Below are 26,787 nucleotides of genomic sequence, written 5' to 3' on the forward strand. Positions count from 1 at the left end.
CCTTGATTCACTAAAGCGCCTGTGAAATAGAGCAAGATGTAATTTCGCAGACGTCCTTGAAAGCCCACTTTACGCATCAATAGCGCCCAACGACATCCACCACAAAAGCATGCAGTTGTAGCACTCAGGAGTGCAACTAAGAACCAGAGTGGCTCCATTTGGATTTCAGATTCAAATATGGCGTGCCAGTCAATTCCGCTGGTTGCTTTCCACAACAAACCGATAGAAAGAAGGATGCGAATGGTGGGCCAAGCACGCTTGAGGGCTGCTTTCCAGCCCGCCGGAGGGGCTGAATTTGACTCTGAATGTAAGCTCATAGGCATAAGGATAATGCCTAGCGCTTAAAAACTCCCAAATTTACGGTATCTGAGGGCTATTTGGTGCCTTACCAGCTTTTACAGAGACTAAATTCGAATGTGGAGAGGGTGCGACCGAAGCGGACCATTTCTAGGGAATCAAGGGGTTCACAGTGCTCAAATTGAGCCCCACTAGCCTGGTCACCTACGGGTGGGTTGTGGGTCAGGCCTGACCAATTGATAAGGAGAATGTTTGTCCTGCGAGGCAATTGGCCAAACCACAGATCAAACTGATCTTGGCGTTGATCTAAAACGAATACCGGAACGGGTTTGGCATACCATGCTGCACGACTCCCTAAAGTCCAATTGTGAACTGCAATACCTTCTGCATGAGTAGCTTGTGCAAGTTGTGCTGCTTTTTGTCCGGCCATTTTCCAACCATAAAGATCGGCAATGGGGTTGGATTTGATAGCGGCAGAATTGATTCCGCCAGACAGTACATAAGCAAAACCAATGCAACAAAGAGCGACTTGCGTAATGAAGAGGGAGCGAATAGCGAGATGATGTTGCGTAGACCATCGCTTTGCTAAACCAATACCAGCAAATGGCGCTAAGCAAAACCATGCTGGTGTTGTCCAGTGCGGAAGACCTCCACCGCCAGACAAACTGGTGAAGATTGCAAATGGAATGGCAAAAAATCCTAATAAAGCCAAGACTGAAAAATAATTGCTTCTGATGCAGTTTTTAATAAAAAGGTAGGCGCCAAAAATGAGAAGGGGCCCATAAGCGAGAACCTGGATACCTAGATAAGCACTAAGGCGCGACCATAGCCATTCGCTACCGGCGCCATGGGCGATCTGATACTTGAAAGAGATCCAATCATTTGCCCAATTCCAAAAGAGAACCGGAGTAATCAGTGTGAATCCGATACACATGGCTAACCAAAAACCTGCTTTCGTCATCCAAGGTTTTTGTGGTTGACTGAGAAAAATAAACAGCAGTGTCATTGCTGTAAAGAAGGCGGTGTATTTACTTAAACCAGCAAATCCGAGCAATGCGCCGGTGATCATCCAATCTGCAATGGTGAAGTGATCTTTAGTTAACCATCTCAATGCCATCAACATCAAACCCAGACTGAGAGGTGCAAGTAGGGTATCGGGTAACAGGCCAATTGCTAAAACATGCGGGATGGGAGCGGCGATTATTGCGAGTACGGCCATCAATCCACAGGCGTTAGCTGAAGGCAGGGCAGAGGTGAGATATCCGGTATGACGACCTTGCAAGAAATCATGAAGCTTCATAGTCACTTGAAATACCAGGATGCAAGAGATTGCCCAAAGTAATTCAGGGATCAGTCTGATGATGCCTTCTGAGTTTGTGAGTGCTACTACTGGCCACTGAATCCATCCCACTAGCGGCGGGTGATCAAAATAACTCCATGCTAAGTGCTGGGCATATAAGGCGTAATGCGCTTCATCTACCGAAAATTCAATGGCAAAGCCCAGAGCAAAATGCACTAGGGTTGCAATACCAATGCAAATCGCTGCCCAGCCTGAAGAAGAATATTGACGCATTTATCGATTTTAGACTCAGACGGCTCAAGATTTGGGACAATGAATAAATGCTTAAAAGTACTCTTCTGTATTTCTCTATTTCAATCTTGCTGATTCTGTCAGGATGCGCAGGTTTTGAAGGTTCAGTGCAAAACGAGTCAGGCCAAGCCCTCAATGTGGATCAATTGCCTGCTCAAGAAGAATTACCTAAATTTTCTGCAGGGGTTGCGCAACAGGGGTTGCCCGAGGGTTGGCACTTTTATCGCATAGCACCGTATAAAAAGAATACGGTTTATCGGTTGGAAAATTATCAAGGCAAGACCGTTTTGAGCGCTAGCTCTAAAACCTCTGCCTCTGGCTTAGCTGTCAAATTGCGTCCTCGTCAGGCGAGCAATTTATGGCTCAATTGGGAATGGAAAGTCTTATCTGCGCTGCCCGAGGCAGATAATGCCGAGAGTTCTCGTGATGATGCGCCTCTTCGCATACTAGTCGCCTTTGATGGCAATAAATCCAAATTGCCCTTGAAGGAAAAAATGAATTTTGAAATGGCCAACCTTATTAGCGGTCAAGAAATGCCATTTGCTACCTTGATGTATATCTGGTCTGGTAAGTCACCTGTCGACACGATCATTTCTAATGCGCATACTTCCCGAATCAAAATGATTGTGGTCGATTCAGGTTGGGATAATCTTGGCCAATGGCATAAACATCAGCGAGACCTCACGGCAGACTACAAACGCGCCTATGGAGAATCACCCGGTCCAATCATTGGTATAGCCTTACTCACAGACTCCGACAATACAAAATCTGAAACTCGTGCCCTTTACGGCGATATTGAGTTGGTACGCAAAAATCCCAAATAAATGAAACCGTATTGATGGTGGGTGTTGCTCAAATTATGAATGTGTTGGGCGCCAACGTTTTAGAAGCAAGGCATTACTTAGAACGCAAAAACTAGAGAGCGCCATTGCGCTACCAGCAAGCATGGGCGAGAGATAGCCTAGTGCAGCCAATGGAATGCCTGTGGAATTGAATGCAAAAGCCCAAAATAAATTTTGACGAATTTTTTTCCAGGTTCTTTTAGATATATCAATTGCATCCGCCACCAAGGTAGGATCTCCTCGCATGAGTGTTATGCCTGCCGCTTGCATGGCAACATCTGTGCCAGTAGACATGGCCATACCCACATCGGCAGTAGCTAGTGCCGGTGCATCATTCACACCATCTCCAACCATGGCGACATATTGTTGCGCATCATCTTTGCCAGAGTGTTGTAGAGAGCGAATAATTTGCGCTTTATCGCCCGGCAGAATTTGTCCAAATACTTCATCAATTCCTAACAGTTGTCCCACTCGATTAGCTGCAGCTGTGTTATCACCGGAGAGCATGACTGTGCGAATCTGGAGTTGATGCAAGGAAGCAATAGCCGTCTTAGCGTTTGGCTTTAATTCATCACCAAAGGCAATGATGGCAAGCGGGGTGGAAGTTTCTTGAGACATGAGCACCGAAACGGTATGACCTGCGTCTAAAAGCGTCTGGGCTCTATTGGAGACAGAAGTAGCATTTGGGTTGTTGGCTAGTGAAGCAATACTCTGCAAAACTAGAGTCTGTCCAGCCCAGGGGCCAGTGCTGGGCTTGCCGGTAATTCCGACTCCCGGAATCGCCTGACTTTCTATGGGTGGGATGGGGGTGATATGAGAGGACTTCGCGGCCTCTAATAACGCTTTAGCAAGGGGATGTTCACTGCCGGTTTGTAATCCGGCGGCAGTAGCAAGAAGAGCGCTTTCATCATCCTTATTTAATAGTGAAATCAATGAAAGAACTTGGGGCTTGCCGATAGTGAGCGTCCCTGTCTTATCAAATGCCACGATATGAATGCGATGGGCGAGTTCTAATACTTGAGGATCTTTAATCAGGATGCCAAAACGTGCTGCAACGCCTGTGCCTGCCATGATGGCAGCAGGAGTGGCAAGACCGAGTGCACAAGGACAGGCAATTACAAGAACAGATACAGCACGTAGAATCGCGATGGATGTTGAATCTAAATACAACCAATTCACAATGCCAGTAATCAAGGCAATGAGAATGACGGTAGGTACAAAGATCGCACTTACCCGATCGACCAATTTTTGGATAGGTGCTTTTTGTGTTTGCGCATCTTCCACTAAGGTAATGATTTGCGATAAAACACTTTCAACGCCTACTGCTTGCGCATCAATGATTAAGACGCCTTCGCCATTGAGGGAGCCGCCGATGACCTTTGACCCCAACAGTTTCTTGACGGGATCGCTCTCTCCAGTAATGAGGGATTCATCTATATGGCTATTGCCAAAGATAATGACGCCATCTACTGGAATGCGCTCACCTGGCAAAACCACTACACGATCTTTTGGAAATACTTCATCTAAGGGAAGTTGACGGTATTGCTCTAGAAAAGCGCCCTCACCAATCACTACAGACGGATCTAGGACTTTGGCGCTTTCAGGCCAAAGCTTTTGTAACGCACGAATGGCTTCACTGGTTTGCTGCTTTGCTCTGGCTTCTAGCCATTTGCCCAATAAGACCATGCAAATAATGACAGCAGAGCCCTCAAAATACAGTTCATGACTAGCATGAGGTGATGCCATCATTTGGTACACGCTTAATCCATATGCGGCACTGGTGCCAAGAGCAACCAGCAAGTCCATGTTGCCTGCGCCGGCAAGAACGGATTTAAAACCCGCTTTATAAAAGCGCCATCCCAAAATAAATTGCACTGGCGTGGCAAGCATGATTTGCCATTTGGGTGAAAGGGCCCAATGAATGCCAAAAGGCATGAGAAACATCGGGAAAAGAAGAGGGGCTGAAAGTGCAAAACTCAGAAGCACTCGTCCCAAACCATCAGAACCCCAAAAGGCATGGGAGAGGTTGCTTTGAGACCCTCCATGGGGATTGCTCAGTTTTGCCCCGTAACCTGTTTTTTGCACTTGGGCAATGACTTCTGCCACGGAGGTCTCTGAGTCTGATTTGAGGCGCACTTTGGCCTGTTCAGTGGCCAAATTGACGCTGGCTGCCTCAACCCCGGGAATTTTATCGAGCGCTTTTTCTACCCTGCCAACGCATGAAGCGCATGTCATGCCTTCAATATCTAGGGTAAAAATTGAGGAATTTGAGGTGTTTTGGGCGCTCATATAGAAGATAATCTAACAGTAAGCAGTCTATTTCAATCAAAAAAGGCCGATATGTTTACTCTTAAAGTATCTGGAATGACCTGTGGCGGCTGTATCAATGCCGTTACTAGAGCAATTCAATCTCAGGATCCAAATGCCAAAGTTCAGGCTGACTTGGGCGCACAGACTGTCAGTCTGGAAACGGCGCTCACCCCAGCAATGGCCAGTCAGCTTATAACAGATGCCGGATTTCCAGTAGCTAACTAACCTATTGTTTAGAATGACGGCAATCTTGGCAAAACCCGCAGTTTTTGTTCCCTAAAGGATCGTGTTTTATGTTCTTCAGTAAGTTAATGCCTCACGATGGTAATTTCTTTGAATTGTTCAATGAGCATGCTGGAAATATCGTTGCTGCTTCAGAGTCATTTTTGAAGTTTGTGGAACACTACAATGATGAAGTCTTAAGAGCTAAATACACCCAAGAAGTAGATAAAGCAGAACATGCTTGTGACGACATTGTGAAAGAGGTTCATCGTCGCCTGCACAAGACATTTATCACCCCCATTGATCGCGACCAAATTTTTTCACTCATCAATACGATGGATGATGTTGCGGATTTATTGCAAAACGGTACCGAGGCAATGCATTTGTATGACGTCAAACAAATGACCCCTGAAATGTTGCAGATGGCAGAGTTATGCAATCAGTGCTGTATCAGCATGAAAAATGCCGTTGGAACATTAAAAGACATTTCAAATCCTGAAGTTGCAAAGGCGGCCCTCAAGACGTGTGATGAGATTGATCATCTCGAGTCAGGCGCTGACCGCTTGCTATCCACGGCGATTACGAGATTGTTCCGTGAGGATATCGAAGTGCGCGAACTCATTAAGTGCCAGCGTATCTACGAACTACTCGAGGAAGTAACCGATAAATGTGAGGACGTTGCCAATTTGGTTGAAGGCATCGTTCTAGAAAACTCTTAAGGCGAATAACCTTGCCAGCGACTGAAGTAGCTTTTTGGGTAGTTGCGCTATTAGTCATATTAGCGCTCGGTTTCGATTTCATGAATGGATTTCATGATGCGGCGAACTCGATTGCGACAGTGGTATCTACTGGCGTTCTAAAGCCGCAGCAAGCGGTTGTCTTTGCAGCCTTCTTTAATTTTCTAGCGATCTTTATTTTTCATTTAAGCGTTGCAGCTACTGTCGGTAAAGGTATTGTGCACCCGGCAGCTGTCGATTTGCACGTCATCTTTGGAGCACTCGTCGGCGCTATCGTTTGGAACGTCGTGACTTGGTATTACGGCATACCATCAAGCTCATCTCATGCTTTGATTGGTGGATTGGTTGGTGCGGCCTTGCCCAAAGCGGGTGTTGATGGTCTGGTCTGGTCAGGCATTATCAAAACGGTTTCGTTTATCTTCATATCACCAATGGTGGGATTCCTATTAGGGTCACTCATGATGCTTTTGGTCTCATGGATTTGTAGGAATGCCACTTTAGCTAAAACGGATCGCTGGTTCCGACGTTTGCAGTTGGTATCCGCTAGTGCCTACAGTCTCGGTCATGGTGGTAACGATGCGCAAAAGACAATCGGCATTATTTGGTTGCTCTTGATTATTACTGGCTATGCAGACGCGGGCGCAAAAATGCCGCCAAGCTGGACCATCATTAGTTGCTATGTTGCCATTGCTATGGGAACAATGTTTGGTGGCTGGCGTATTGTCAAAACCATGGGCCAAAAACTTACTAAACTCAAGCCAGTAGGAGGTTTTTGTGCTGAAACGGGCGGCGCAATCACCTTATTTGCTGCTACGGCAATCGGTGTGCCGGTCTCAACTACCCATACGATTACAGGGGCTATTGTTGGCGTGGGCTCTACTCAAAGAGCGAGTGCGGTTCGATGGGGTGTGGCTGGCAATATTGTTTGGGCTTGGATTTTCACCATTCCTGCTACAGCCCTGATGTCCATGATCGTGTATTACCTCAGCTTGCTGATCTTTTAACACTGTCACCACGCTATACATTCTTGTTTCAAGCAATTTTCGGCTGGTGCGGTTAATCTACCTACTATTAATAAAAATTACATCAAGTAATGTCTAGGTTTGTGCTGGGCATTGCACATCAAAGGAGAAAGTAGTGTCTGTTACTCTCGAGGCTGTTCAGAGCGCCCTTAAAAACGTGATCGATCCCAATACGAAGGTTGATTTTGTCACGGCAAAAAATGTGAAGAATCTCAAAGTCGATGATGGGGATATTTCTTTGGATATTGTGTTGGGCTATCCAGCAAAGAGTCAATTTGATGCAATTCGTAAATCGATTATTACAGCGTTACGCGAATTGCCTGGTGTAAAAAATGTCAGCGTGAATGTCACAAGTCAAATCGTCGCACATGCTGTACAGCGTGGCGTGAAATTATTGCCTGGCGTTAAAAATATTATTGCAGTTGCAAGTGGTAAGGGTGGCGTAGGTAAGTCAACGACTGCAGTGAATTTGGCACTCGCACTGGCGGCTGAGGGCGCACAAGTGGGCATATTAGATGCAGACATTTATGGCCCAAGCCAACCCATGATGCTTGGCATTACCGGAAGACCTGATTCAGTAGAAGAAAATACGATTGAACCCATGGAAGGCCATGGTTTGCAAGCAAGCTCGATTGGCTTTTTGATTGAGGAAGATTCACCGATGGTATGGCGCGGACCGATGGTGACATCCGCCCTCGAGCAGTTGCTGCGCCAAACCCGCTGGCGCGATTTGGATTACTTGATTGTTGATATGCCACCTGGTACCGGGGATATTCAATTAACTCTATCGCAAAAAGTTCCAGTGACGGGATCTGTCATCGTGACCACCCCACAAGATATTGCTTTGCTGGATGCGCGCAAAGGTCTCAAAATGTTTGAGAAGGTCGGAGTACCCATCATCGGCATTATTGAGAACATGAGTACATATGTCTGTCCAAGTTGCGGTCATGAGGAGCATGTGTTTGGCACTGGTGGCGGCGAGAAAATGTGTAAAGAGTATGGCGTAGAATTTTTAGGCGCATTACCACTCAATATTTCTATTCGTGAACAAGCTGACTCTGGTAGACCAACATTGGTGGCTGATCCTGATGGGGCTATAAGCGCGATTTACAAAACCATCGCGCGCCAAGTGGCGATTAAAGTCGCTGCATTATCCAAAGACATGAGCAGTAAATTTCCCAATATTGTGGTTCAGAACACCTAAGGATCGATAAGGGTATGCGCTTTGCCGTATTGATGCGTAAACACAATCTGGATAATCCTTGGGTCTCTTATCGCTGGGCTCCACAGGAAGTGCTTCCAGATTTTGGTCAATATGGTGCACAGAGTAGTCAGTCAATCACTGGCCAATTTTTGGGTAAAGATCCAGAAGGCGAGTCCTGGCTTTTCACGGGCTTTGAGCTCAATTTATTTTTAGATGAGGCTGAAGGTTATTACCTGAATGTTTCTGCGACCAAGCCTTGTTGGTTTGTGATGTGGCGACTTGAAGAGGATATTGAGCGCTATATAGATTCGCAATCACTGGAAATGGCCAAGTCAGAGTCAACGATTGCCGTTCCGCATCGCATCTGTGTTAGTTATAACGAAGCAGCGCGTTTATTAGATGGGGGCGAGTCTGTTGATACGGTGCCCATGAATAATGAACATGCTTCCTGGCTGCAAGATTATGTCAATGAGCACTATCGACCTGAACCTAAAAAACGTCATAAGCCTGCCTCTTTTAAGGGTGCTGAACGTTCAGCGGAGGAATAATGTCCGAAGGTTTTTTGAGTCGCTGGTCTCGTCGCAAATCTGGTCAAAAAGAGCAATCAACTGATCCAGCAAAAGAAGACATTCAATCACCTGCCGTCCACGAGTCTGAATCTAAAGCCGAAGTTACCGAGACACCGCCTCCACCAACGATGGAGGATGTTGAAAAGATAGACCGATTTGCGCCAGATTTTTCTGCTTTTATGAAGCCCGAAGTCGACCCCGCTGTTCAACAAGCAGCGCTAAAAAAAATGTTTAGTGATCCACACTTCAATGTGATGGATGGCCTTGATATTTACATTGATGATTACTCTAAACCCGACCCTTTACCTCCTGGCATGCTCGCGCGTATGGTGCAAAGCGACATGCTCAAGTTGTTTCAAAAGACTGCAGATGATGCCACTAATGGCGTAGGTCAGAGGAAAGATGCCGCAATGCTTGAAGCTCAAGCAGATCCTCCCAATGCATTATCCAATGAGCCATTGCCCCAAAGTGATTTAACATCCACACCATCCCAAGCGCCGGATGAATCTGTAAACCAAGATGGAATGCAGATTGCGCAGGATAAGAAAAAAACCTCAGAAGGTTCCCAATGAGTCAAAAATTTGTCTGTAACTGTAATGGCACGATGCCCTTAGATGCAAAAGCGCTAGGCGTCTCTGTACACCAATCTTTGTGTCGGCAAGAGGTTGGAAGCTTTATAAAAGCACTAGATGGTTCAGAAGAACTGGTGGTGGCATGCACTCAAGAGGCGGCACTTTTTTCCGAACTCGCCGAGCAGTCTGAGAAGCCGTTAGTGGCACCACTTCGTTTTGTCAATATTCGTGAAGTGGCTGGTTGGACACAAGAAGCAAAAGTTTCTGGCCCGAAAATTGCCGCATTACTTGCGCTAGCAGACGTACCAGAGGCAGAGCCTGTACCAGTTGTTCAGTATGAAAGCCAGGGAAGATTGTTAATCATCGGTCCTGGTAGTAGCGCAATCCCATGGGCAGAAAAAGTGGCAAGCACCTTAGATGTTTCTGTCTTGTGTACTGGGCCAGGGGATTTGCCTCTAACACGCAACTATCCGATTTACACAGGCTTTGTCACAAAGCTAGAGGGTTATCTAGGCAATTTTTCTGTCGATTGGGATTTGCAAAATCCTATTGATCCTGAAATGTGTACTCGTTGTGGTGCTTGCATTGAAGCGTGCCCAGAAAATGCAATTGATTTGTCGTTTCAGATCGACCTCGGCAAGTGCAAATCTCATCGTGCTTGCGTCAGCGCTTGTGCCAGCATAGGTGCAATTGCGTTCGATCGTGCCCAACGCAATCGCAATGCAGAGTTTGATTTGGTTTTGGATTTACGTACAGATCCAAAATTGCGTATGAGTCAAACACCACAAGGTTATTTTGCTCCAGGTAAGGATCCACTGGATCAGGCTCTAGCTATTGGGCAGTTGATGGAAATGGTTGGCGAGTTTGAGAAGCCCAAGTATTTTGTCTATAACGATAAAGTGTGTGCGCATGGACGTAACGGTAAAGTGGGTTGCAGCGCGTGTATTGATGTTTGTTCAACTGGCGCCATTCAATCAGTTTTCAAAAATGGGCAAGGAACAGTTGAGGTCAATCCCAATCTTTGTATGGGTTGTGGTGCTTGCTCAACAGTTTGCCCATCAGGCGCAATGCGTTATAACTACCCCAGCGTTACGCATCAAGGCAAAGAATTAAAAACGCTCATCACCACATTCAGCGCTGAATCTGCAAAACCAAACCAGAAGGTAGCGCCTAGCTTGCTTTTTCATACATTAAAAGCTGGCACACAAATGATAGATGCGCTAGGGCGATTAGCTCACGTGGCCCCAAAACAGTATGAAGGCTTGCCATCCTTCCTCATTCCCTACGGCATTGAGCATATTGCTTCAACGGGTCTTGAGTTGTGGCTTGGAGCATTAACTTTTGGTTTTGCAGAAGTCACCTTGCTGCTTAGTGGTGATGAGGATCCTGCTTATCGTGCAGCACTTGAGGATCAGACTAAATTAGCCAATGCAATATTAAAAGCCTTTGGGTTTGACGAACGCATTCATTTGGTGATGGTAGATTCTGTAGAGGATTTACAAACACTTTCTAAAGCAATGGGAGTCTTGCGCCAAAGAGGCGCTCTGCCATCGATTTGCGCCTCTGCTAGTTTTGGCTTTTCCAATCAAAAGCGTGAAACCTTGGAAGCCGTGCTTGAGCATTTACAAAAACACGCAATTACTCCATTGCCTGAGCAAGGCGCGACTCTGCCAAAAAGTGCTTTATTGGGCGGGCTAGCAATCAATGCAGATGCTTGCACTTTATGTATGTCTTGTGTGAGCAGTTGCCCTGAGGGCGCATTGATTGACAATCCGGATGAACCTATTCTGACGTTCATTGAAAAGCAGTGTGTGCAGTGCGGTATCTGTACGCAAACTTGTCCAGAGCAGGCCTTAACTCTTCAGCCTCGTTTAAAAACGGTTGAGCAACGAAAACAAAAAGTAGTGCTGAATCAAACCCAAATTTTTCATTGCATTAGTTGTGGCAAGCCATTTGGGACGGCCAAAATGGTGGATTTGATGTTGGCAAAACTGGGAGCTCATGGCGCATTTGCAGGGGCTGCGATGGAGAGATTGAAGATGTGTGGCGATTGTCGCGTTGTAGATATGGTGAAAAAAGAACTATGAGTACAAAAGAAAATGCGGTAACTGAGGTGAGTGAGGTCGGCTTGCCTGAGGACTTAGCTAGAGCAGATCTCTATGGCTTAATAGCCCGCTTTTTTCATTTGCCACCAGATCAAGAGTTATTGGATCAAATTGCGGCAACTGCTGATCAGCAAGAGGTTGCTGAGGATGCACCCTTGGCTAAAGCTTGGATGAATCTGGTAGAAGTAGCCAAAAACAATCCTGCACAAGCCTGGCGTGACGAGTTTGATGCGAATTTTATTAGTGTAGGTAAGCCCAACGTCATTCTGAATGGCTCTTTTTATATGGCTGGGCACCTCAATGAAAGACCCCTAGTCAATATTCGCAAGGCGCTAGAAGAATTTGGACTGGAGTCTGCGGAGGAAGTTACGGAAACCGAGGACCACATTTCCTCTCTTTGTGAGGTGATGAGATACCTTATCGCTGGGGATGATGTAGAAATTTCCAATCTGACCAATCAGCGCATTTTCTTTAATGAGCACATTCGCCCTTGGTACGACGAATTGTGCGATGCAATAGAAGGGACTCCGGAGATGCATCTCTACCACCCCGTGGCTGCCCTGACTAGAGAGTTTCTGGCCATAGAGGGCCAAAGCTTTGACATGATTTAATGTTGCGTCGCATTAAAAAAAGAATTACTCAACCATTCAAATCAAGACTCAAAACCCTTATATCATTGCAGTTATATGAAAATGTCAAAAGTGCAATTACGAATTACACTTGACTCACATCAAGAATAATTAAAAAGGAGCATGCCATGAGCACAAAATCTACAGCGACTTCTAGCGAAGAGAATCAGCCATCGCGCCGTAAGTTCTTTTTTGGTGCAGGCGCTGCCGTTGGTGCAGTTGCGGTCGCTTCACAAACTACCGTTGGTAAAGCGGTCATTCAAGAAATGAGTAGTGCAGTCAAAGAAAAAAGCGATAGTAAAACGATGACTGCACACATGCGCAAGTATTACGAAACTACATTGATCTAAGTTTGTATTTTCTGATCACTCGTTTTCATCGTTAATCAATAAAAACTTTTCTCAGGGACAACATATGAGTCTGACTCGTAAATCCAATACCCCACAAAGCAGCCGTACTACATCTCGACTTATTGGTAGCCTCTCGCGTGGACTAAAAGCAGCAGTTCCAACAATGGATCGACGCACTTTCCTTAAGCGTTCTGGCGTTGGCGTTGGTGCAGGTATTGCTGCAAGTCAGCTCAGTTTGGTGCAAAAGGCTGTGGCTGAGCCAAGCAAGGCAATGTTAGATGGCAAGGGAAAGATTGAAGTCAAGCGATCCATTTGTACGCACTGCTCAGTCGGTTGCGCCGTAGATGCGACAGTAGAAAATGGCGTATGGGTTCGTCAAGATCCAGTATTTGATTCTCCAATTAATTTAGGCGCACACTGCGCGAAGGGTGCTGCATTACGTGAGCATGGTCATGGTGACTATCGTTTGCGTTACCCAATGAAATTAGTGGATGGTAAATATCAGCGTATTTCTTGGGATCAAGCGCTCACCGAAATCACTGCGCAGATGAAATCTATCCGTGAGAAATATTCACCTGATGCAATGTTCTTTATTGGATCATCGAAGCACAACAACGAACAGGCCTACTTACTACGTAAGTGGGTCTCTTTCTTTGGAACGAACAATACAGACCATCAAGCGCGTATTTGTCACTCAACCACTGTTGCAGGTGTTGCGAACACCTGGGGCTATGGTGCGATGACCAATAGCTACAACGACATGATGAATGCGAAGGCAGCTCTGTATATTGGTTCTAATGCTGCTGAAGCTCACCCAGTATCTATGTTGAGTCTTTTGCATGCCAAAGAAAATGGTTGCAAAGTGATTGTGGTGGATCCACGTTACACCCGTACTGCAGCTAAATCTGATCAGTACATTCGAATTCGCTCTGGTACAGATATTCCGTTCTTGTTCGGTCTGCTGTATCACATCTTCAAAAATGGTTGGGAAGATAAAAAGTACATTAACGACCGCGTCTATGGCATGGATGAGATCCGCAAAGAAGTCATGGAGAAGTGGACTCCAGCCGCTGTTGAAGAGGCTTGTGGAGTGCCTGAGGCGCAAATGTATAAAGCCGCTGAAACCATGGCTAAGAATCGTCCAAGCACGATTGTTTGGTGTATGGGTCAAACCCAGCACACCATTGGTAACTCTATGGTTCGCGCATCTTGTATTTTGCAATTGGCGCTAGGTAACGTTGGTAAGTCTGGTGGTGGTACAAACATTTTCCGTGGCCACGATAACGTTCAAGGTGCTACCGACGTTGGTCCTAATCCAGATTCCTTGCCGGGTTACTATGGCCTTGCAGCGGGCTCATGGAAACACTACGCAACCGTGTGGGGTGTTGATTACGATTGGATCAAAGGTCGTTATGCCCCAGATATGATGGAAAAGTCTGGTACGACTGTATCCCGTTGGGTTGATGCGGTATTAGAAAAAAATGACATGATTGACCAGCAGACTGCTGTTAAAGGTCTGTTCTTCTGGGGTCATGCACCAAACTCACAGACCCGCGGTCTGGATATGAAGCGTGCAATGGATAAGTTAGATCTGTTGGTGGTTGTAGATCCATATCCAAGTGCGACCGCTGCCATGGCTGCAATGCCTCCAGCAGAAGGGCAGACAGTAAACAAGAATCGCAATGTTTATTTGTTGCCAGCAGCAACCCAGTTCGAAACTTGCGGTTCTGCTACTGCTTCCAATCGCTCATTGCAATGGCGTGAGAAAGTCATTGATCCATTATTTGAATCTGTACCAGATCATGTGATCATGCAAGCATTTGCAGATCGCCTTGGTTTTGGCGAAGAGCTATCTAAAAACTACAAGATGCTCAATTCCAAGTTTGCTGGTAAGCAGTGGAAAGAGCCGCAGATTGAAGATATCTTGCGTGAGATCAATCGTGCAGTTTGGACAATTGGTTACACCGGCCAAACTCCAGAGCGTCTTAAGGCTCACATGAGAATGGTGGCAGCTTTTGATCCTAAGACACTTAAATCTCGCGGTGGTGTAGATCCGGTCACTGGATATGACACCACAGGTGACTACTATGGATTGCCTTGGCCATGTTACGGTACTGCTGCTATTAAGCATCCCGGCTCACCAAACCTCTACGACACTAGTAAGAGCGTGATGGAAGGCGGTGGTAACTTCCGTGCTAACTTCGGTGTTGAACGTGACGGCGTAAGTTTGTTGGCTGCTGATGGTTCTTACTCAAAGGGTTCGGCAATTCAGACTGGTTATCCTGAGTTTGACCATGTATTTGTCAAGAAACTCGGTTGGTGGGATCAGTTGACCGAAGAAGAGAAGAAGCTTGCAGAAGGTAAAAACTGGAAGACCGACCTATCGGGCGGCATTCAACGTGTAGTCATGAAGAATGGTTGCCATCCATTTGGTAATGCAAAAGCCCGTGCGGTAGTTTGGAACTTCCCAGACCCAGTACCTATTCACCGCGAAGCGCTCTACAGTACTAACGCACCTATGATGCGCAAGTACCCAACTTCTGCGGATAAGAAGAACTTCTGGCGCCTGCCAACGCTCTATAAGACCGTTCAAGATCAAAACTTGAATGAGAAGCTTTATGAGAAATTCCCAATCATTCTGACCTCTGGTCGTTTGGTTGAATATGAGGGTGGTGGCGACGAGACACGTTCTAACCCATGGTTGGCAGAACTTCAACAAGAAAACTTTGTGGAGATCAATCCTAAAGCTGCGGCCGATCGCGGTATTAAGAACTGGGATTATGTCTGGGTTAAATCTCCAACCGGTGCCAAGATTAAGGTGCGTGCATTAGTGACTGAGCGTGTTGATCAAGGTACAGCTTGGGTGCCATTCCACTTTGCTGGCTGGTGGCAGGGCAGTGATTTGCGCAAGTACTATCCAGAAGGTGCAGCGCCGGTGGTCTTAGGTGAGGCGGTGAACACTGCAACGACTTATGGTTACGACCAAGTAACCATGATGCAGGAAACCAAAACCACTATGTGCCAAATCGAGAAATTTGCCTAAGTAAAAATAAAGTCAGGAGAACACAATGGCAAGAATGAAATTTATTTGCGACACAGAACGATGCATCGAGTGCAACGGTTGTGTCACTGCATGTAAGAACGATAACGAAGTTCCTTGGGGTGTTAATCGTCGTCGTGTTGTCACGGTCAACGACGGCATTATCGGTCAGGAAAAATCGGTATCTGTGGCATGTATGCACTGTACAGATGCGCCATGTATGGCGGTATGTCCGGTGGATTGTTTCTACCGCACCGACGAGGGTGTGGTGTTACATGACAAAGATATCTGCATTGGCTGCGGCTATTGCTCATTTGCATGCCCATTTGGCGCACCTCAGTTCCAGAGCAAAGGCGCATTTGGATCGCGCAGCAAAATGGATAAGTGCACATTCTGTAGTGGCGGTCCAGAAGAGAACGGCAGCGTTGCTGAATTCGAAAAATATGGACGCAACCGTTTGGCAGAAGGTAAGTTACCACTCTGTGCTGAAATGTGTTCCACCAAAGCATTGATCGGTGGTGACAGCGACATTATTTCTGGCATCTTTAACCAGCGTGTTGCTAATCGTGAGAAGAATGGTAAATATCCTGGTTCTAAGGCCTTTGGTTGGACAACTGCTTATGGTGGTCCTGACACTCCGGCACCAACACCAACCCCTGCTGCAAAAATTCCAGGAGCTAAATAATGAAAGTCAATTTCAAAACTCTCGGTCTTTGTATTGCAGCAGGAGCTCTGCTAGCTGCGTGTTCTGAGCCTCCAGAAATTGCTGCCAAAGCTGCTAAACGGCCTGATGTCGCTCCTTACATGGGTGCTAATAACGGCTTTATGACGAAGAACTGGACGCCTGGTAATCAGGCGAGTTGGACTGAGTCTACAGACAAGCGTACTCAGGGTCAAAATGAATACAGTCGTATTAAGTGATCATCTCAATAACAATAAATAAAGCAAAACATTTAAGGACATGAGTATGAAACGATCATTTTCTAGAGCTCTCCGCACTCTGGTGTTGGCCGCAGGCTTATCACTGACGCTGGCTGGAGCCAGTTATGCTGAGCGCGGACCAATGGCGCCTTTGCCATCGCCAAGTGGAGTGGATATTCCGCCTGCATCGGTACCAGCTAACCCAAATGCATTAGCTAACGGTACTCAAGCGCAATCGCAGCCGGCTAATCCATCAATATTCACTACCGCGAATAGCGACCCGTATAACTACGTTAGCATTCCAGATAAAGAGGCTAGCGTTCTTATTCAACGATCTGGTCAGCAATGGCGTGTGATTCGTAATGGCGTTATCACTGTATATGGTGGTTGGTTATTGGCAATCGCATTCTTGGCGATTATTGCTACCTACACTCTTAAAGGTCCAATGAAGTTGCATGAGCCTTTATCTGGAGTAAAAATCAAACGCTTTAGTGCTTTTGATCGTTTGATTCACTGGACTATGGCGTTTAGTTTCTTGGCGCTGGCTATTACTGGTTTGCTCATTCTGTACGGCAAATACTTTGTGATGCCTGTCATGGGTGGGGTGGCTTATGGATCATTCTTAAATATTTGCAAGAATATTCATAACTTCACCGGCCCATTATTTACTTTGTGTATCGTGATCTTCTTCTTACTCTTTGCTCATAAGAATGTTTTTGGTAAAGGGGATATGGAGTGGATTATGGGCTTTGGTGGAATTTTCTCAGGCAAGCACATTCCAGCAGGTTTCTTCAATTTCGGTGAAAAGTTCTGGTTCTGGTTTGGTATGACTTTCTTGGGTTTAGTCATTTCCGGATCTGGGTTTGTACTGGATATGATCGTGCCATTTATGTCCATTGAGTACACCCGTGGAACTATGCAGATTGCTAACATCATTCACAGTAGCGCTGCGATCTTAATGACTGCAATGGCGATGGGTCATATTTACATTGGTACCATCGGCTCTCAAGGTTCGATCGATGGCATGAAGACGGGTTATGTTGATGCTACCTGGGCAAAAGAGCATCATGAGCTTTGGTACAACAAAGTCAATAAATAAGGATAGCCATGAAAAAAATTATTGCTTTGACATTGTTTGCATTTGCAGGCACCTCAGCCATGGCTGCATTGCCACCATTGACACCCGAACAAGCTGAAGCCGCTGCTTTAACGAAAGCAAAAGCAGCTTATGGTGATAGAGTGGGTGCGTATCAGTTGTGCCAAGCTCAAAACAGAGTTGCTGACCGTTTTAAAGTGGCCGGCACTCCAGCCCCAGCAGCATGTGTTGCGCCACCTCCGTTTGTGCCTCCTGTGGCTGCAGCACCGGCACCAGCAGCTGCCCCTGCAGCTGCACCAGCAGCTAAATAACTGAAAAGTTATTCAGAAATAAATTCTCGCTGCAGATAGCGCTTCGCTGCGCTAGTCTGTGGATTGGAAAAGAAGGGGCCTACGGCTCCTTTTTCTTTTATCTCGCCTTGGTCAATAAAAATAATGAATTGCGCTAGCCTTTGAACTTGAGCAAGTTGATGTGATGAAAAAATCACATCAGATCCTTGATGATTGAATTCGCGAATGATGTCTTCAACTTGCTCAGTGGCTTGTGGGTCTAAGTTAGCGGTGGGCTCATCCAATAACACCAGATTGGGTTTTTGAAGAATGGCTCTACCAAGACATAGTTTTTGTCTCTCGCCAGCAGATAATTTATGTGCTGGACTATTAGCTAGGGTTGATAAGCCAACGCGCTCCATCACTTCTTCTACATCATGGTCAGCAATGGTTGAATCAACATCCCTCACAAGACTGATGTTGGTTCTAGTGGATGCTTTAATCATGGGTGTGTGATGTAGAACTAATGCTGTCTTATTTGCAAATGAGTACTGAACTGTTCCTGCATCGGGTTGGATTAAGCCGTCCAGGAGCTTGAGAAAGGTCGTTTTGCCGGCGCCATTCGGGCCTATGCAAGCAGTAATTTGATGCGCTGGAATGATCGCATGAGGAATATTCAGAATGGTGCGTCCATTACTGCGCACAATAATGTCTTTGAGTTCAATATATTTTTCGAGATGCTCAGAGTGATTAGCCATAACGCCTCTCCGCAATCTGACGAACAACAAAAGTCATTAAGTTAGCAATTAATACAATGCCCAGTAAAACGATGCCCAGGGCAAGTGCTAAAGGTAAGTCGCCCTTACTTGTTTCTAGTGCAATAGCGGTGGTCATCGTTCTCGTAGAATTTTGAATATTGCCCCCCACAATCATGACGGCACCAACCTCAGATATTGCCCTGGCAAGTCCGGCAAGGATGGCGATCGTTAGTGAAAAACGGCAATCCCAAATTAGCCACTTGTAGCGAGAGAGTGCTGGAAGACGTAAGCTTAAGAATGACTCTCGTTGGATCTTCCAGGAGTCTTCCAAAATTTGACGGCTCAGTGCTGCAATCAATGGGGTTGTCAGCAATGTTTGGGCCACTATCATGCCCTTGGGCGTAAATAGCCAACCCCAAGCTCCTAGGGGGCCTGAGCGGGATAGGAGTAGGTAAACAATTACGCCAACGATGACTGTAGGCACCCCCATCAGCGTATTCAGAGTGACGATGACCCACTTTTTACCCACAAATTCTTCTGTAGCCAAAAGGGCGCCTATAGGAAGACCCAGAAGCGTTCCTATGAGGAGGGCAGTAAGGCTGACCTGAAGGGAGACCAAGACAATACCTAAGACTCCACCATCAAAGTGGGCAAGTAGTGCAATGGCTTCAGAAAAAGCGGTAAACATGGGCTCGATTCTAACAAGGCGGTGGCAAAATGCGTTTTATGAGACTAATTTCCAGATCTATCCGCTAATGGCCGAAGTCGTTTGCCTCTGTAATAACGTCTTTGACGAGGATTTACGAGATTATTTAGATGCCAACCCGATTGACTCGATTGAGGAGCTTCGGGAGCAAGCCTCTATTTGTAATAAGTGTATGCAATGCCAAGACTTGGTTGAGGGTGAGATTTATTTGGCCAGAGTAAGGCGCCAAAGGGCGGCGGGACAGTTTTGATGACGCAACACAATAGCAGCCGTTTTACCGTCATGAGCATGAATGTGCACAAAGGCCTCTCGCCTTTGCATCGTCATGCGACGATTTATCAATTGCGGCAAAGAATGCGCAGCCACCATCCAGATCTTTTATTTTTGCAAGAACTACAACAAGAGCATCGTGGCAGAGTGCGACGATTTGGTCAGTGGCCTTTGACCGAACTTACCCATTTTTTATCTGAAGACTTTTGGCATGATTGGCATTACGGCAAGAATGTTGAGTATCCTGATGGGCATCATGGCAATGCGATATTGTCTAAACACCCATTACACAAAGGCAACAATTACGATATTTCTGCTTATCGTTTTGAAAAACGAGGCTTATTGCATAGTGTGATTCAGTTGAATGCTTCAAGCCCTCCTATTCATTGCTTTTGCGTCCATCTTGCGCTATTTGAAAGAGGGAGAGAGCGTCAGTTAGCGGAGATCATTCGCTATATTGAAGAGCTTACTCACGATGCGCCTACGATCGTGGCAGGAGACTTTAATGATTGGCGCAATCGAGTCAGTGCGCCTATGCGAGAAGCAGGTTTTACCGAAGTGTTTGAGACTCTGACAGGGGCTCCCGCACGCACTTTTCCTAGTGTGAAACCCATTCTACCAATGGACCGAATTTATGTACGGGGTTTAAAGATCCATTCAGCAGAAGTGTTGTATGAATGGTTAAAACTATCAGATCATCTGGGTATTGCAGCCCAATTGGAGCTTGAATGAATATCGTTGCGTTTCTATTTGAATCCGTTTTTGGAGTATCACTTGTATGGGTACCCATTCTTCATGCACTGATTGTGATTTTGTTTGGTATTCGATTGATCTCTGTACGCAGGCCTGTTGGTGTTGCTTTTGCATGGTTCTTGATTGTGATTATCCTGCCTATTATTGGTATTAGTTTGTATATCTTGATAGGTGAACGCCCAGTTGGTCGAAAACTTACTCGCAAAATTGTGCGCATGAATCGGGAATACGAAGCTATTACAGAAGCGATGCGTCAGGAATATATGGCTGATCGTGAAAAGCTACCGGCCGAGGGAAGGGCGCTGAGCCTATTGGCGGAGTCTCGTAATGGCTCTCCAGTGGTGGCGGGCAATAAAATTGAATTGCATACTGAGTCATTAAAGATTTTGCAAAACTTTATTGATGAGATCAATCAAGCTAAAAAAAGTTTGCATTTAGAGTTTTATATTTGGGCTCTTGGGGGTGATGCTGATCGGGTTGGAGAGGCATTAATTGCTGCTGCAAAACGGGGGGTTGCTTGCCGTGTCTTGCTGGACTCGCTGGGTAGTAAGGATTGGTTTAAATCCTCTTGGCCCAAGCGCTTCCGTAAGGCAGGCATACAGGTTACCGAGGCATTGCCAATTCAGGTGGGGCGCTTTCAATTTCGACGCGCAGACCTGCGGCTTCACCGCAAAATCTTTGTGATTGATGGTGCGATTGTTTGGACCGGCAGTATGAATATGGTCGATCCTCGTACTTTTAAACAAGACTCTGGTGTTGGAGAGTGGGTCGATGCCATGGTGCGGATTGAAGGCCCAGTTGCTGCTCAGTTCGAGCTTACATTTGCATTTGATTGGAGTGTAGATAATCCCAATATCAAGCACTTTAATGATCGCGAACCGCCTGCTTCGCCACATGAGGGGGCTGCGCTAGCCCAAGAGTTTTCTTCTGGACCTGTTTATCGTGATGATATTTTGTACCAGGTGCTGCTATCAGCCATCATGGATGCGCGCGAAGAATTAACGATTACAACACCTTATTTTGGGCCGGATGACGGGCTGATTCAGGCGCTGATGGCGGCAGCAGGCCGAGGCGTTCAGGTCACTTTAATTGTGCCTAAGTTAAATGATTCCACTCTAGTGGCATGGAGCAGCAGAAGTTTTTATGCTGACCTTATGAGTGCAGGCGTCAAGATTGCTGAATTTCATGGAGGCTTATTGCACACCAAGAGCTTGCTGATTGATAAGCGGGTTGCGATCTTTGGATCAGTCAACTTTGATCAGCGTAGCCTACGTTTGAACTTTGAAATTAGTCTGATTGTGTATAACGAAGTATTTTGTAATAAGTTAGAACATCTGATTGATTCTTACTTGGCTCAGTCAGATTTGGTAGACCCTAAAAAATGGGCTAAGCGTCCTCGCTGGCATCATTATTTAGAGAATGCGGCTCACCTGGCTTCCCCGTTGCTCTAGATAGCACTACTTGAGCGCATTGATTCAATAGTTGCGCTATCGATGCCAAGTTCTCCGAGGATGCTTTCGGTGTGCTGACCAACTGCAGGTATGGGATCCATGCGGTATTGGTAGCTGTTGTTGAGACCTGGAGGTAGTAGGGCAGGAATCTGCCCGTTTGGTGTGTCTATTTCTGTCCAGCGGTTGCGTGCCTTCAATTGATCATGTTGCCATAAGCCTGCCATGTCATTGAGATGTGCGTTGGCAATTTGCGCTTTTTCTAGCCTTGCGATCAATTCGGTGGAAGAGAGTTTGCTAAAACAGGCATCGATAATCTGTAGCAATTCTGCTCGCCTTTCATTGCGCTTAAAGTTCTTATCGAAGCGTTCGTCAATAGCTAGCTCAGGTTTTTCAAGAACTGTTTCACAAAATTGTGCCCACTCACGTTCATTTTGAAGACCCAGCATGACGGTTTTGCCATCCCCTGCTTTAAAGGGGCCATAAGGATAGATTGTGGCATGCGATGCGCCATTTCTCGGAGGCGCATCAGCACCATCATAGGCGTAATACAAAGGAAAGCTCATCCACTCGCTCAAAGACTCTAACATTGATACATCAATGACCGAACCTTTGCCCGTTTTTTCTCTTTGCAATAAAGCCGCCAATACGTTGGTATAGGCGTACATGCCTGCTGCAATATCCGCAATCGAATTGCCTGCTTTACTAGGGGTTTCTGGCGTGCCTGTTACTGATAAAAAGCCTGCCTCGCTCTGAATTAAAAGGTCATAAGCTTTTTTATCGCGATAAGGTCCATCATTGCCGTAACCAGAAATATCGCAGAGGATGAGTCGAGGATTGTCTTTTTGCAAAAGCTCTGCCGTAAGTCCCATACGCGCCGCCGCCCCAGGAGCCAGATTTTGTACTAAAACATCGGCTGTTTTCAGTAGCGTTTTTAATGCAGCTAATGCGGCTGGCTGTTTTAAATCGAGGGTTAAGCTCTCTTTTGAGCGATTAACCCATACAAAGTGAGACGATTGCCCCTTCACTTGTTTGTCGTATGCTCGCGCAAAGTCCCCGCTTCCTGGGCGTTCTACCTTGATCACACGAGCCCCTAGATCGGCTAATTGGCGGGTGCAAAAAGGTGCAGCAATAGCGTGCTCTAGAGAGACAACGGTAATGCCATCAAGTGGACGGGTGCTCATATTAGTTTAGAGATTGGATAATCTACGAAGAAGTGTTTAGAAGGATCTGGGTAAACCTAAGATATGTTCTGCAACATATGAGTAGATTAAGTTTGTTGAAATTGGTGCGACTTGATACAGCCGTGTCTCTCTAAATTTACGCTCTACATCATATTCATTGGCAAAACCGAACCCACCATGGGTTTGTAGGCAAGCGTTCGCCGCCTCCCATGAAGCTTTGGCTGCGAGAAACTTTGCCATATTTGCTTCGGGGCCACAGGGCTGGTGATTATCAAATAGTTCGCATGCCTTAAAGCGCATTAAATTGGCTGCCTCAGTTTCGATATAACTATCTGCAATAGGAAATTGAATGCCTTGATTTTTGCCGATGGGACGGTCGAACACTACGCGATCATTGGCATAGCGACGTGCGCGATCTATAAACCAATAGGCATCGCCTATACATTCGGCGGCAATTAGGGTTCGCTCAGCATTCAGACCATCAAGAATGTATTTAAATCCTTGGCCTTCAGTGCCGATGAGGTTTTCTGCGGGGATTTCTAGGTTATCGAAAAAAACTTCGTTCGTCTCGTGATTGACCATATTGGCAATCGGTCGGACCTCCATGCCTTTGCCAATGGCATCCTTGAGATTGACAATAAAAATCGACATACCTTCGGACTTGCGTTGCACTTCGGATATTGGAGTGGTACGAGCTAATAAAATCATTAAATCAGAATGTTGAATGCGAGAGATCCACACTTTTTGACCATTCACCACATACTTATCCCCTTTTTTGACGGCAGTCGTTTTGAGTTTCGTGGTGTCAGTGCCAGTCGTAGGTTCTGTAACAGCCATGCTTTGTAAGCGTAATTCCCCTGTGGCAATCTTTGGTAGATACATTTTCTTTTGTATTTCACTGCCATGGCGAAGTAGGGTGCCCATGTTGTACATCTGTCCATGACATGAACCTGAATTGCCGCCCGAAAAATTAATTTCTTCCATAATGACCGAGGCCTCAGCCAACCCTAAACCTGAGCCACCATATTCTTCTGGAATGAGTGCGGATAGCCAACCTGCCTCAGTCATAGCCCTTACAAAAGCCTCTGGGTAGTCGCGATCATGATCAATCTTTTGCCAATATGCAGAGTCGAAGCTGCTACAGAGGCTGCGCAACGCTTCGCGCATATCTTGGTATTGATCGGGTTTGGGAATCGGGTGGTTCATTTATGTCTCAGTTTTCTTGATTTAGGGCGATGTGGATCGCAAACCAATAGTTTAAGCAAGTTTCAAAAATCATGGAGGGGCTGTAAAACAAGGCAAAATAGACCAAATGGGATTGATCTAATCCTAGAAAAGCATTGATAAAGGACTGCGTTTCATGGAACACGCGCTTGCGCATTTTTTTGGATGGTTTGGCTTGCCTTCGGTAGGGCTACCGGCTGTCTTTGTAAGCGCATTTGTTTCTGCCACTTTATTACCTGTTGGTTCAGAGCCTATTCTTTTTGGCTACATCACCTTAAATCCTCATTTATTTTGGGTGGCTATTATGGTGGCAACTGTAGGCAATACGCTTGGTGGCATGTTTGATTGGTGGCTTGGATATATTGCCCGTAGTGGCATGAGAGCAGTTGGTGAGTCAAAGGATCCCAAGATGAAAGCCTGGCTTGAAAACTGGGGCCCAAAAATTCTGTTGCTTTCTTGGTTTCCTGGATTGGGTGACCCCTTATGCTTGGCAGCTGGATGGCTAAGACTCCCTTGGCAGTCTTGCATTATTTATATGTTTATTGGCAAATTGCTGCGTTATGTGACATTAACGTGGCTACTGACCTTAGTTCCAGATAGCTTTTGGCACCAGTTAGGCCATTGGCTGCATATCATCTAATGTTATGCTTTGAGTTCTATTTTTTCTAAAACACCTGAGAAATAATTATGTCGACATTAAAAGGTAAAACAGCACTCGTTACGGGATCTACTAGCGGTATTGGCTTGGGCATGGCAATAGCTCTTGCAAAGCAGGGTGCCAATATTATGGTCAATGGCTTTGGTGAAAAAGACGAGGCAATTGCGAAGATTAAAGCATGCGGTGTAGAGGTGGATTATCACGGCGCAGACATGAGTAAGCCAGCTGAAATTGAGGACTTGATTAAGCAAACAGAAAAGCGTTTTGGTACGTTAGATATTTTGGTGAATAACGCCGGTATTCAGCACACAGCGAATATTGAAGATTTTCCGACTGATAAATGGGATGCCATTATTGCGATTAACTTAAGTTCTGCCTTTCATACGACGCATCATGCATTGCCAGGTATGAAGAAGCGTAACTGGGGTCGCATTATTAATATTGCTTCTGTGCATGGCTTGGTAGCGTCAACACAAAAAGCGGCTTATGTTGCAGCAAAGCACGGCATCGTTGGTTTGACCAAAGTCACCGCTCTTGAAAATGCGCGCACTGGAATTACTTGCAATGCAATTTGCCCAGGCTGGGTATTGACGCCACTGGTGCAAAAGCAAGTGGATGCTCGTGCAGAGCGCGAGGGGATTTCAAATGAAGCGGCTAAGATAGCCTTAGTTTCTGAGAAGCAACCCTCTGGTCAATTTGTAACCCCTGAGCAATTGGCTGCTTTAGCAGTGTTTTTATGTGGCCCTGATGCCTCTGAAGTACGTGGCGTTGCCTGGAATATGGATGGTGGCTGGACTGCTCAGTAAGCAGTCTTTGCTAGCATCACTTTCGACTTAAAAAACCGCTGCGTAATTTTAAGTTACTCAGCGGTAATTTTTCTATCAGTAATAATTTTTCCCCACATCGCAGACTGACTTGCGATATATTTTTGTAGATCTTCCCGGCTGCCGGGGTTAGGTGTAAGACCATGATCTGCAAGTTGTTTGTTAGTTGCTTTGTCATTGAGTACTGCAACCAGTGCTTTATTCCATTTCTCTAAAATACTATCCGGAGTTTTCCCTGGCGCTACAAAGGCATACCAATTGCTAGCATCAAAGCCGGGGTAACCTGATTCTGCGATGGTTGGCACGTTAGGGAGCGTGGGTGCGCGTTTTAAGCCAGTTGTCGCAATCGGAATGAGTTTGCCGTTTTTGATATAGGGATCTGCTGTAGCTAAAGCCGAGTAATAGGAAGATACTCTGCCACCAAGTAAATCCACCATTGCCGGGCTGCCGCCTTTATAGGGAACGTGCACTGTATCAATATCAGCGCGGGAATTTAAGAGTTCACCTTGCAGGTGCGAGGCCGAGCCGCTGCCGGTTGATGCAAAGGTGACGGTACCAGGATTTTTCTTTGCTAAAGCAATATATTCTTTTAAGTTCTTCACCCCAAGCTCAGGAGTCACTACTAAAACATTGGGAAAAGTAACGCCCATTGTTAGTGGCGCCAAATCTTTCTGAGGATCGTAAGGTAGCTTCATGAAATGCGGAGCTATTGAGAGGGGGCCTATCGAGCCAAATAGAATGACCGAACCATCAGCCGGTGCTGTTGCGGTGTAAGCGTGGGCAATATTACCGCCTGCACCAGGCTTGTTATCTACGATCACGTTTTGCCCAAGATCTTCACTCAATTTCTTGGCAATGACCCTGGCCGCATTGTCAGCAGACCCACCTGGTGCAAACCCAACCACAATCGTGATGGTTTTTTTGGGGGGGAACTCTTGAGCTTTAATGCTCGCTGAAAATCCAGTGATTCCTAGGACTGTGGCAATGAGCAGTTTATTTAGTAATGGCAGATTCATAACAGTGTCTCGATTGAAGAATGAGTTGAGGGCTTGATAGTCGTTATAGTTTTAGCTGCTATTTTAGGTAAAAATTCAAAAAAAGGGGTCTTCAAACAAAAAAATCAGAATGGACTATAGTAAGCCCTTATAGGCACTTTAGCCTGAAATTTATTAAAAAAGCAAAGGAA

At 46.0% G+C, this 26,787-nt stretch carries 27 protein-coding genes and 1 pseudogene; 20 read left to right on the forward strand and 8 right to left on the reverse strand.

All coding sequences use genetic code 11. From position 1 onward, the window contains the following. Both KIH43_RS07865 and KIH43_RS07870 read right to left on the reverse strand, forming a co-directional pair. Positions 1-317: lysylphosphatidylglycerol synthase transmembrane domain-containing protein (locus KIH43_RS07865; protein ID WP_297719508.1), on the reverse strand; the 317-nt coding region annotated here is incomplete at its 3' end. Positions 318-385: 68 nt separating this feature from the next. Continuing rightward, complete coding sequence (locus tag KIH43_RS07870; RefSeq protein ID WP_297719510.1) at positions 386-1,870, reverse strand: glycosyltransferase family 39 protein; 1,485 nt, start codon at positions 1,868-1,870, stop codon at positions 386-388. Positions 1,871-1,917: 47 nt separating this feature from the next. On the opposite strand from KIH43_RS07870, the gene KIH43_RS07875 reads away from it, so the two are divergent. Further along, positions 1,918-2,712, forward strand: coding sequence for a DUF3047 domain-containing protein (locus KIH43_RS07875; protein ID WP_296967674.1), 795 nt, complete (start codon positions 1,918-1,920; stop codon positions 2,710-2,712). Between the two features lie 33 nt (positions 2,713-2,745). On the opposite strand, the gene KIH43_RS07880 is transcribed toward KIH43_RS07875, so the two are convergent. After that, positions 2,746-5,019, reverse strand: coding sequence for a heavy metal translocating P-type ATPase (locus KIH43_RS07880; protein WP_297719515.1), 2,274 nt, complete (start codon positions 5,017-5,019; stop codon positions 2,746-2,748). 51 nt (positions 5,020-5,070) lie between these two features. Between KIH43_RS07880 and KIH43_RS07885 the strand changes: the two genes are divergently transcribed. The 14 genes and pseudogenes from KIH43_RS07885 (at position 5,071) to KIH43_RS07950 (ending at position 17,818) form a co-directional block, all read left to right on the forward strand. Beyond that, positions 5,071-5,265 (forward strand): heavy-metal-associated domain-containing protein, encoded by a 195-nt coding sequence (locus tag KIH43_RS07885; protein ID WP_296967676.1) that lies wholly within the window; start codon positions 5,071-5,073, stop codon positions 5,263-5,265. 68 nt (positions 5,266-5,333) lie between these two features. Beyond that, entirely contained in the window at positions 5,334-5,981 is a 648-nt protein-coding gene (locus tag KIH43_RS07890) for a DUF47 family protein (protein WP_296967678.1), read from the forward strand. Positions 5,982-5,992: 11 nt separating this feature from the next. Then, positions 5,993-7,003 (forward strand): inorganic phosphate transporter, encoded by a 1,011-nt coding sequence (locus KIH43_RS07895; protein WP_297719517.1) that lies wholly within the window; start codon positions 5,993-5,995, stop codon positions 7,001-7,003. A 130-nt stretch (positions 7,004-7,133) separates the two neighbouring features. Continuing rightward, a pseudogene (apbC, locus tag KIH43_RS07900) lies at positions 7,134-8,225 on the forward strand (iron-sulfur cluster carrier protein ApbC); the annotation flags it as partial. Positions 8,226-8,239: 14 nt separating this feature from the next. Next, a complete protein-coding gene (locus tag KIH43_RS07905; protein WP_297719519.1) occupies positions 8,240-8,773 on the forward strand; it encodes a DUF3305 domain-containing protein in 534 nt (177 codons plus the stop codon). Further along, positions 8,773-9,366, forward strand: a complete 594-nt coding sequence (locus KIH43_RS07910) for a DUF3306 domain-containing protein (RefSeq protein WP_297719521.1) — start codon at positions 8,773-8,775, stop codon at positions 9,364-9,366. The genes KIH43_RS07905 and KIH43_RS07910 overlap by 1 nt, the downstream gene beginning before the upstream one ends. Further along, positions 9,363-11,453 carry a 4Fe-4S binding protein gene (locus tag KIH43_RS07915; protein WP_297719523.1) on the forward strand — a complete coding sequence of 697 codons (2,091 nt, stop codon included), beginning with the start codon at positions 9,363-9,365 and terminating at the stop codon, positions 11,451-11,453. The genes KIH43_RS07910 and KIH43_RS07915 overlap by 4 nt, the downstream gene beginning before the upstream one ends. Further along, the gene (locus KIH43_RS07920) at positions 11,450-12,082 is read left to right on the forward strand and encodes a molecular chaperone TorD family protein (RefSeq protein ID WP_297719525.1); all 633 of its coding nucleotides are present in this window, start codon (positions 11,450-11,452) and stop codon (positions 12,080-12,082) included. The genes KIH43_RS07915 and KIH43_RS07920 overlap by 4 nt, the downstream gene beginning before the upstream one ends. A gap of 146 nt (positions 12,083-12,228) precedes the next feature. Next, positions 12,229-12,450, forward strand: a complete 222-nt coding sequence (locus KIH43_RS07925; RefSeq protein ID WP_296967688.1) for a formate dehydrogenase — start codon at positions 12,229-12,231, stop codon at positions 12,448-12,450. 64 nt (positions 12,451-12,514) lie between these two features. Continuing rightward, positions 12,515-15,493: a formate dehydrogenase subunit alpha gene (locus KIH43_RS07930; RefSeq protein WP_297719527.1), complete on the forward strand. Its 2,979-nt coding sequence runs from the start codon at positions 12,515-12,517 to the stop codon at positions 15,491-15,493. 25 nt (positions 15,494-15,518) lie between these two features. Further along, positions 15,519-16,175 carry a formate dehydrogenase FDH3 subunit beta gene (gene fdh3B, locus KIH43_RS07935; RefSeq protein WP_296967691.1) on the forward strand — a complete coding sequence of 219 codons (657 nt, stop codon included), beginning with the start codon at positions 15,519-15,521 and terminating at the stop codon, positions 16,173-16,175. After that, complete coding sequence (locus tag KIH43_RS07940) at positions 16,175-16,411, forward strand: hypothetical protein (RefSeq protein WP_297719529.1); 237 nt, start codon at positions 16,175-16,177, stop codon at positions 16,409-16,411. The genes fdh3B and KIH43_RS07940 overlap by 1 nt, the downstream gene beginning before the upstream one ends. 46 nt (positions 16,412-16,457) lie before the next feature. Next, on the forward strand, positions 16,458-17,510 hold the full coding sequence (locus KIH43_RS07945; protein ID WP_296967695.1) for a formate dehydrogenase subunit gamma: 1,053 nt from the start codon (positions 16,458-16,460) through the stop codon (positions 17,508-17,510). Between the two features lie 8 nt (positions 17,511-17,518). Next, entirely contained in the window at positions 17,519-17,818 is a 300-nt protein-coding gene (locus KIH43_RS07950; protein WP_297719531.1) for a hypothetical protein, read from the forward strand. Positions 17,819-17,826: 8 nt separating this feature from the next. On the opposite strand, the gene KIH43_RS07955 is transcribed toward KIH43_RS07950, so the two are convergent. Both KIH43_RS07955 and KIH43_RS07960 read right to left on the reverse strand, forming a co-directional pair. Beyond that, positions 17,827-18,534 (reverse strand): ATP-binding cassette domain-containing protein, encoded by a 708-nt coding sequence (locus KIH43_RS07955; RefSeq protein WP_296967699.1) that lies wholly within the window; start codon positions 18,532-18,534, stop codon positions 17,827-17,829. Further along, positions 18,527-19,222, reverse strand: a complete 696-nt coding sequence (locus tag KIH43_RS07960) for an ABC transporter permease (RefSeq protein WP_296967701.1) — start codon at positions 19,220-19,222, stop codon at positions 18,527-18,529. The genes KIH43_RS07955 and KIH43_RS07960 overlap by 8 nt, the downstream gene beginning before the upstream one ends. On the opposite strand from KIH43_RS07960, the gene KIH43_RS07965 reads away from it, so the two are divergent. The 3 genes from KIH43_RS07965 to cls are packed head-to-tail and all read left to right on the forward strand — an operon-like array spanning position 19,221 to position 21,714. Further along, complete coding sequence (locus KIH43_RS07965) at positions 19,221-19,490, forward strand: (2Fe-2S)-binding protein (RefSeq protein ID WP_297719534.1); 270 nt, start codon at positions 19,221-19,223, stop codon at positions 19,488-19,490. The two genes, KIH43_RS07960 and KIH43_RS07965, sit on opposite strands and share 2 nt — an antisense overlap. Further along, positions 19,490-20,242: an endonuclease/exonuclease/phosphatase family protein gene (locus tag KIH43_RS07970; protein ID WP_296967705.1), complete on the forward strand. Its 753-nt coding sequence runs from the start codon at positions 19,490-19,492 to the stop codon at positions 20,240-20,242. The genes KIH43_RS07965 and KIH43_RS07970 overlap by 1 nt, the downstream gene beginning before the upstream one ends. Beyond that, complete coding sequence (gene cls / locus KIH43_RS07975; protein WP_296967707.1) at positions 20,239-21,714, forward strand: cardiolipin synthase; 1,476 nt, start codon at positions 20,239-20,241, stop codon at positions 21,712-21,714. Before KIH43_RS07970 ends, cls begins: the two co-directional genes overlap by 4 nt. On the opposite strand, the gene KIH43_RS07980 is transcribed toward cls, so the two are convergent. Continuing rightward, positions 21,711-22,895, reverse strand: a complete 1,185-nt coding sequence (locus KIH43_RS07980; protein WP_297719537.1) for a CaiB/BaiF CoA-transferase family protein — start codon at positions 22,893-22,895, stop codon at positions 21,711-21,713. The genes cls and KIH43_RS07980 overlap by 4 nt on opposite strands. Positions 22,896-22,931: 36 nt before the next feature. After that, positions 22,932-24,101 carry an acyl-CoA dehydrogenase family protein gene (locus tag KIH43_RS07985; protein ID WP_297719540.1) on the reverse strand — a complete coding sequence of 390 codons (1,170 nt, stop codon included), beginning with the start codon at positions 24,099-24,101 and terminating at the stop codon, positions 22,932-22,934. Between the two features lie 154 nt (positions 24,102-24,255). Between KIH43_RS07985 and KIH43_RS07990 the strand changes: the two genes are divergently transcribed. Continuing rightward, positions 24,256-24,759, forward strand: a complete 504-nt coding sequence (locus tag KIH43_RS07990; protein WP_296967714.1) for a YqaA family protein — start codon at positions 24,256-24,258, stop codon at positions 24,757-24,759. Positions 24,760-24,806: 47 nt separating this feature from the next. Beyond that, a complete protein-coding gene (locus KIH43_RS07995) occupies positions 24,807-25,583 on the forward strand; it encodes a 3-hydroxybutyrate dehydrogenase (protein ID WP_297719542.1) in 777 nt (258 codons plus the stop codon). A 53-nt stretch (positions 25,584-25,636) separates the two neighbouring features. Here KIH43_RS07995 and KIH43_RS08000 read toward each other — a convergent pair whose 3' ends face one another. After that, positions 25,637-26,617: a tripartite tricarboxylate transporter substrate binding protein gene (locus KIH43_RS08000; RefSeq protein WP_297719544.1), complete on the reverse strand. Its 981-nt coding sequence runs from the start codon at positions 26,615-26,617 to the stop codon at positions 25,637-25,639. Positions 26,618-26,787: the final 170 nt, after the last annotated feature.

The organism is Polynucleobacter sp., from assembly GCF_018500155.2.
Classification (GTDB): Bacteria; Pseudomonadota; Gammaproteobacteria; order Burkholderiales; family Burkholderiaceae; genus Polynucleobacter.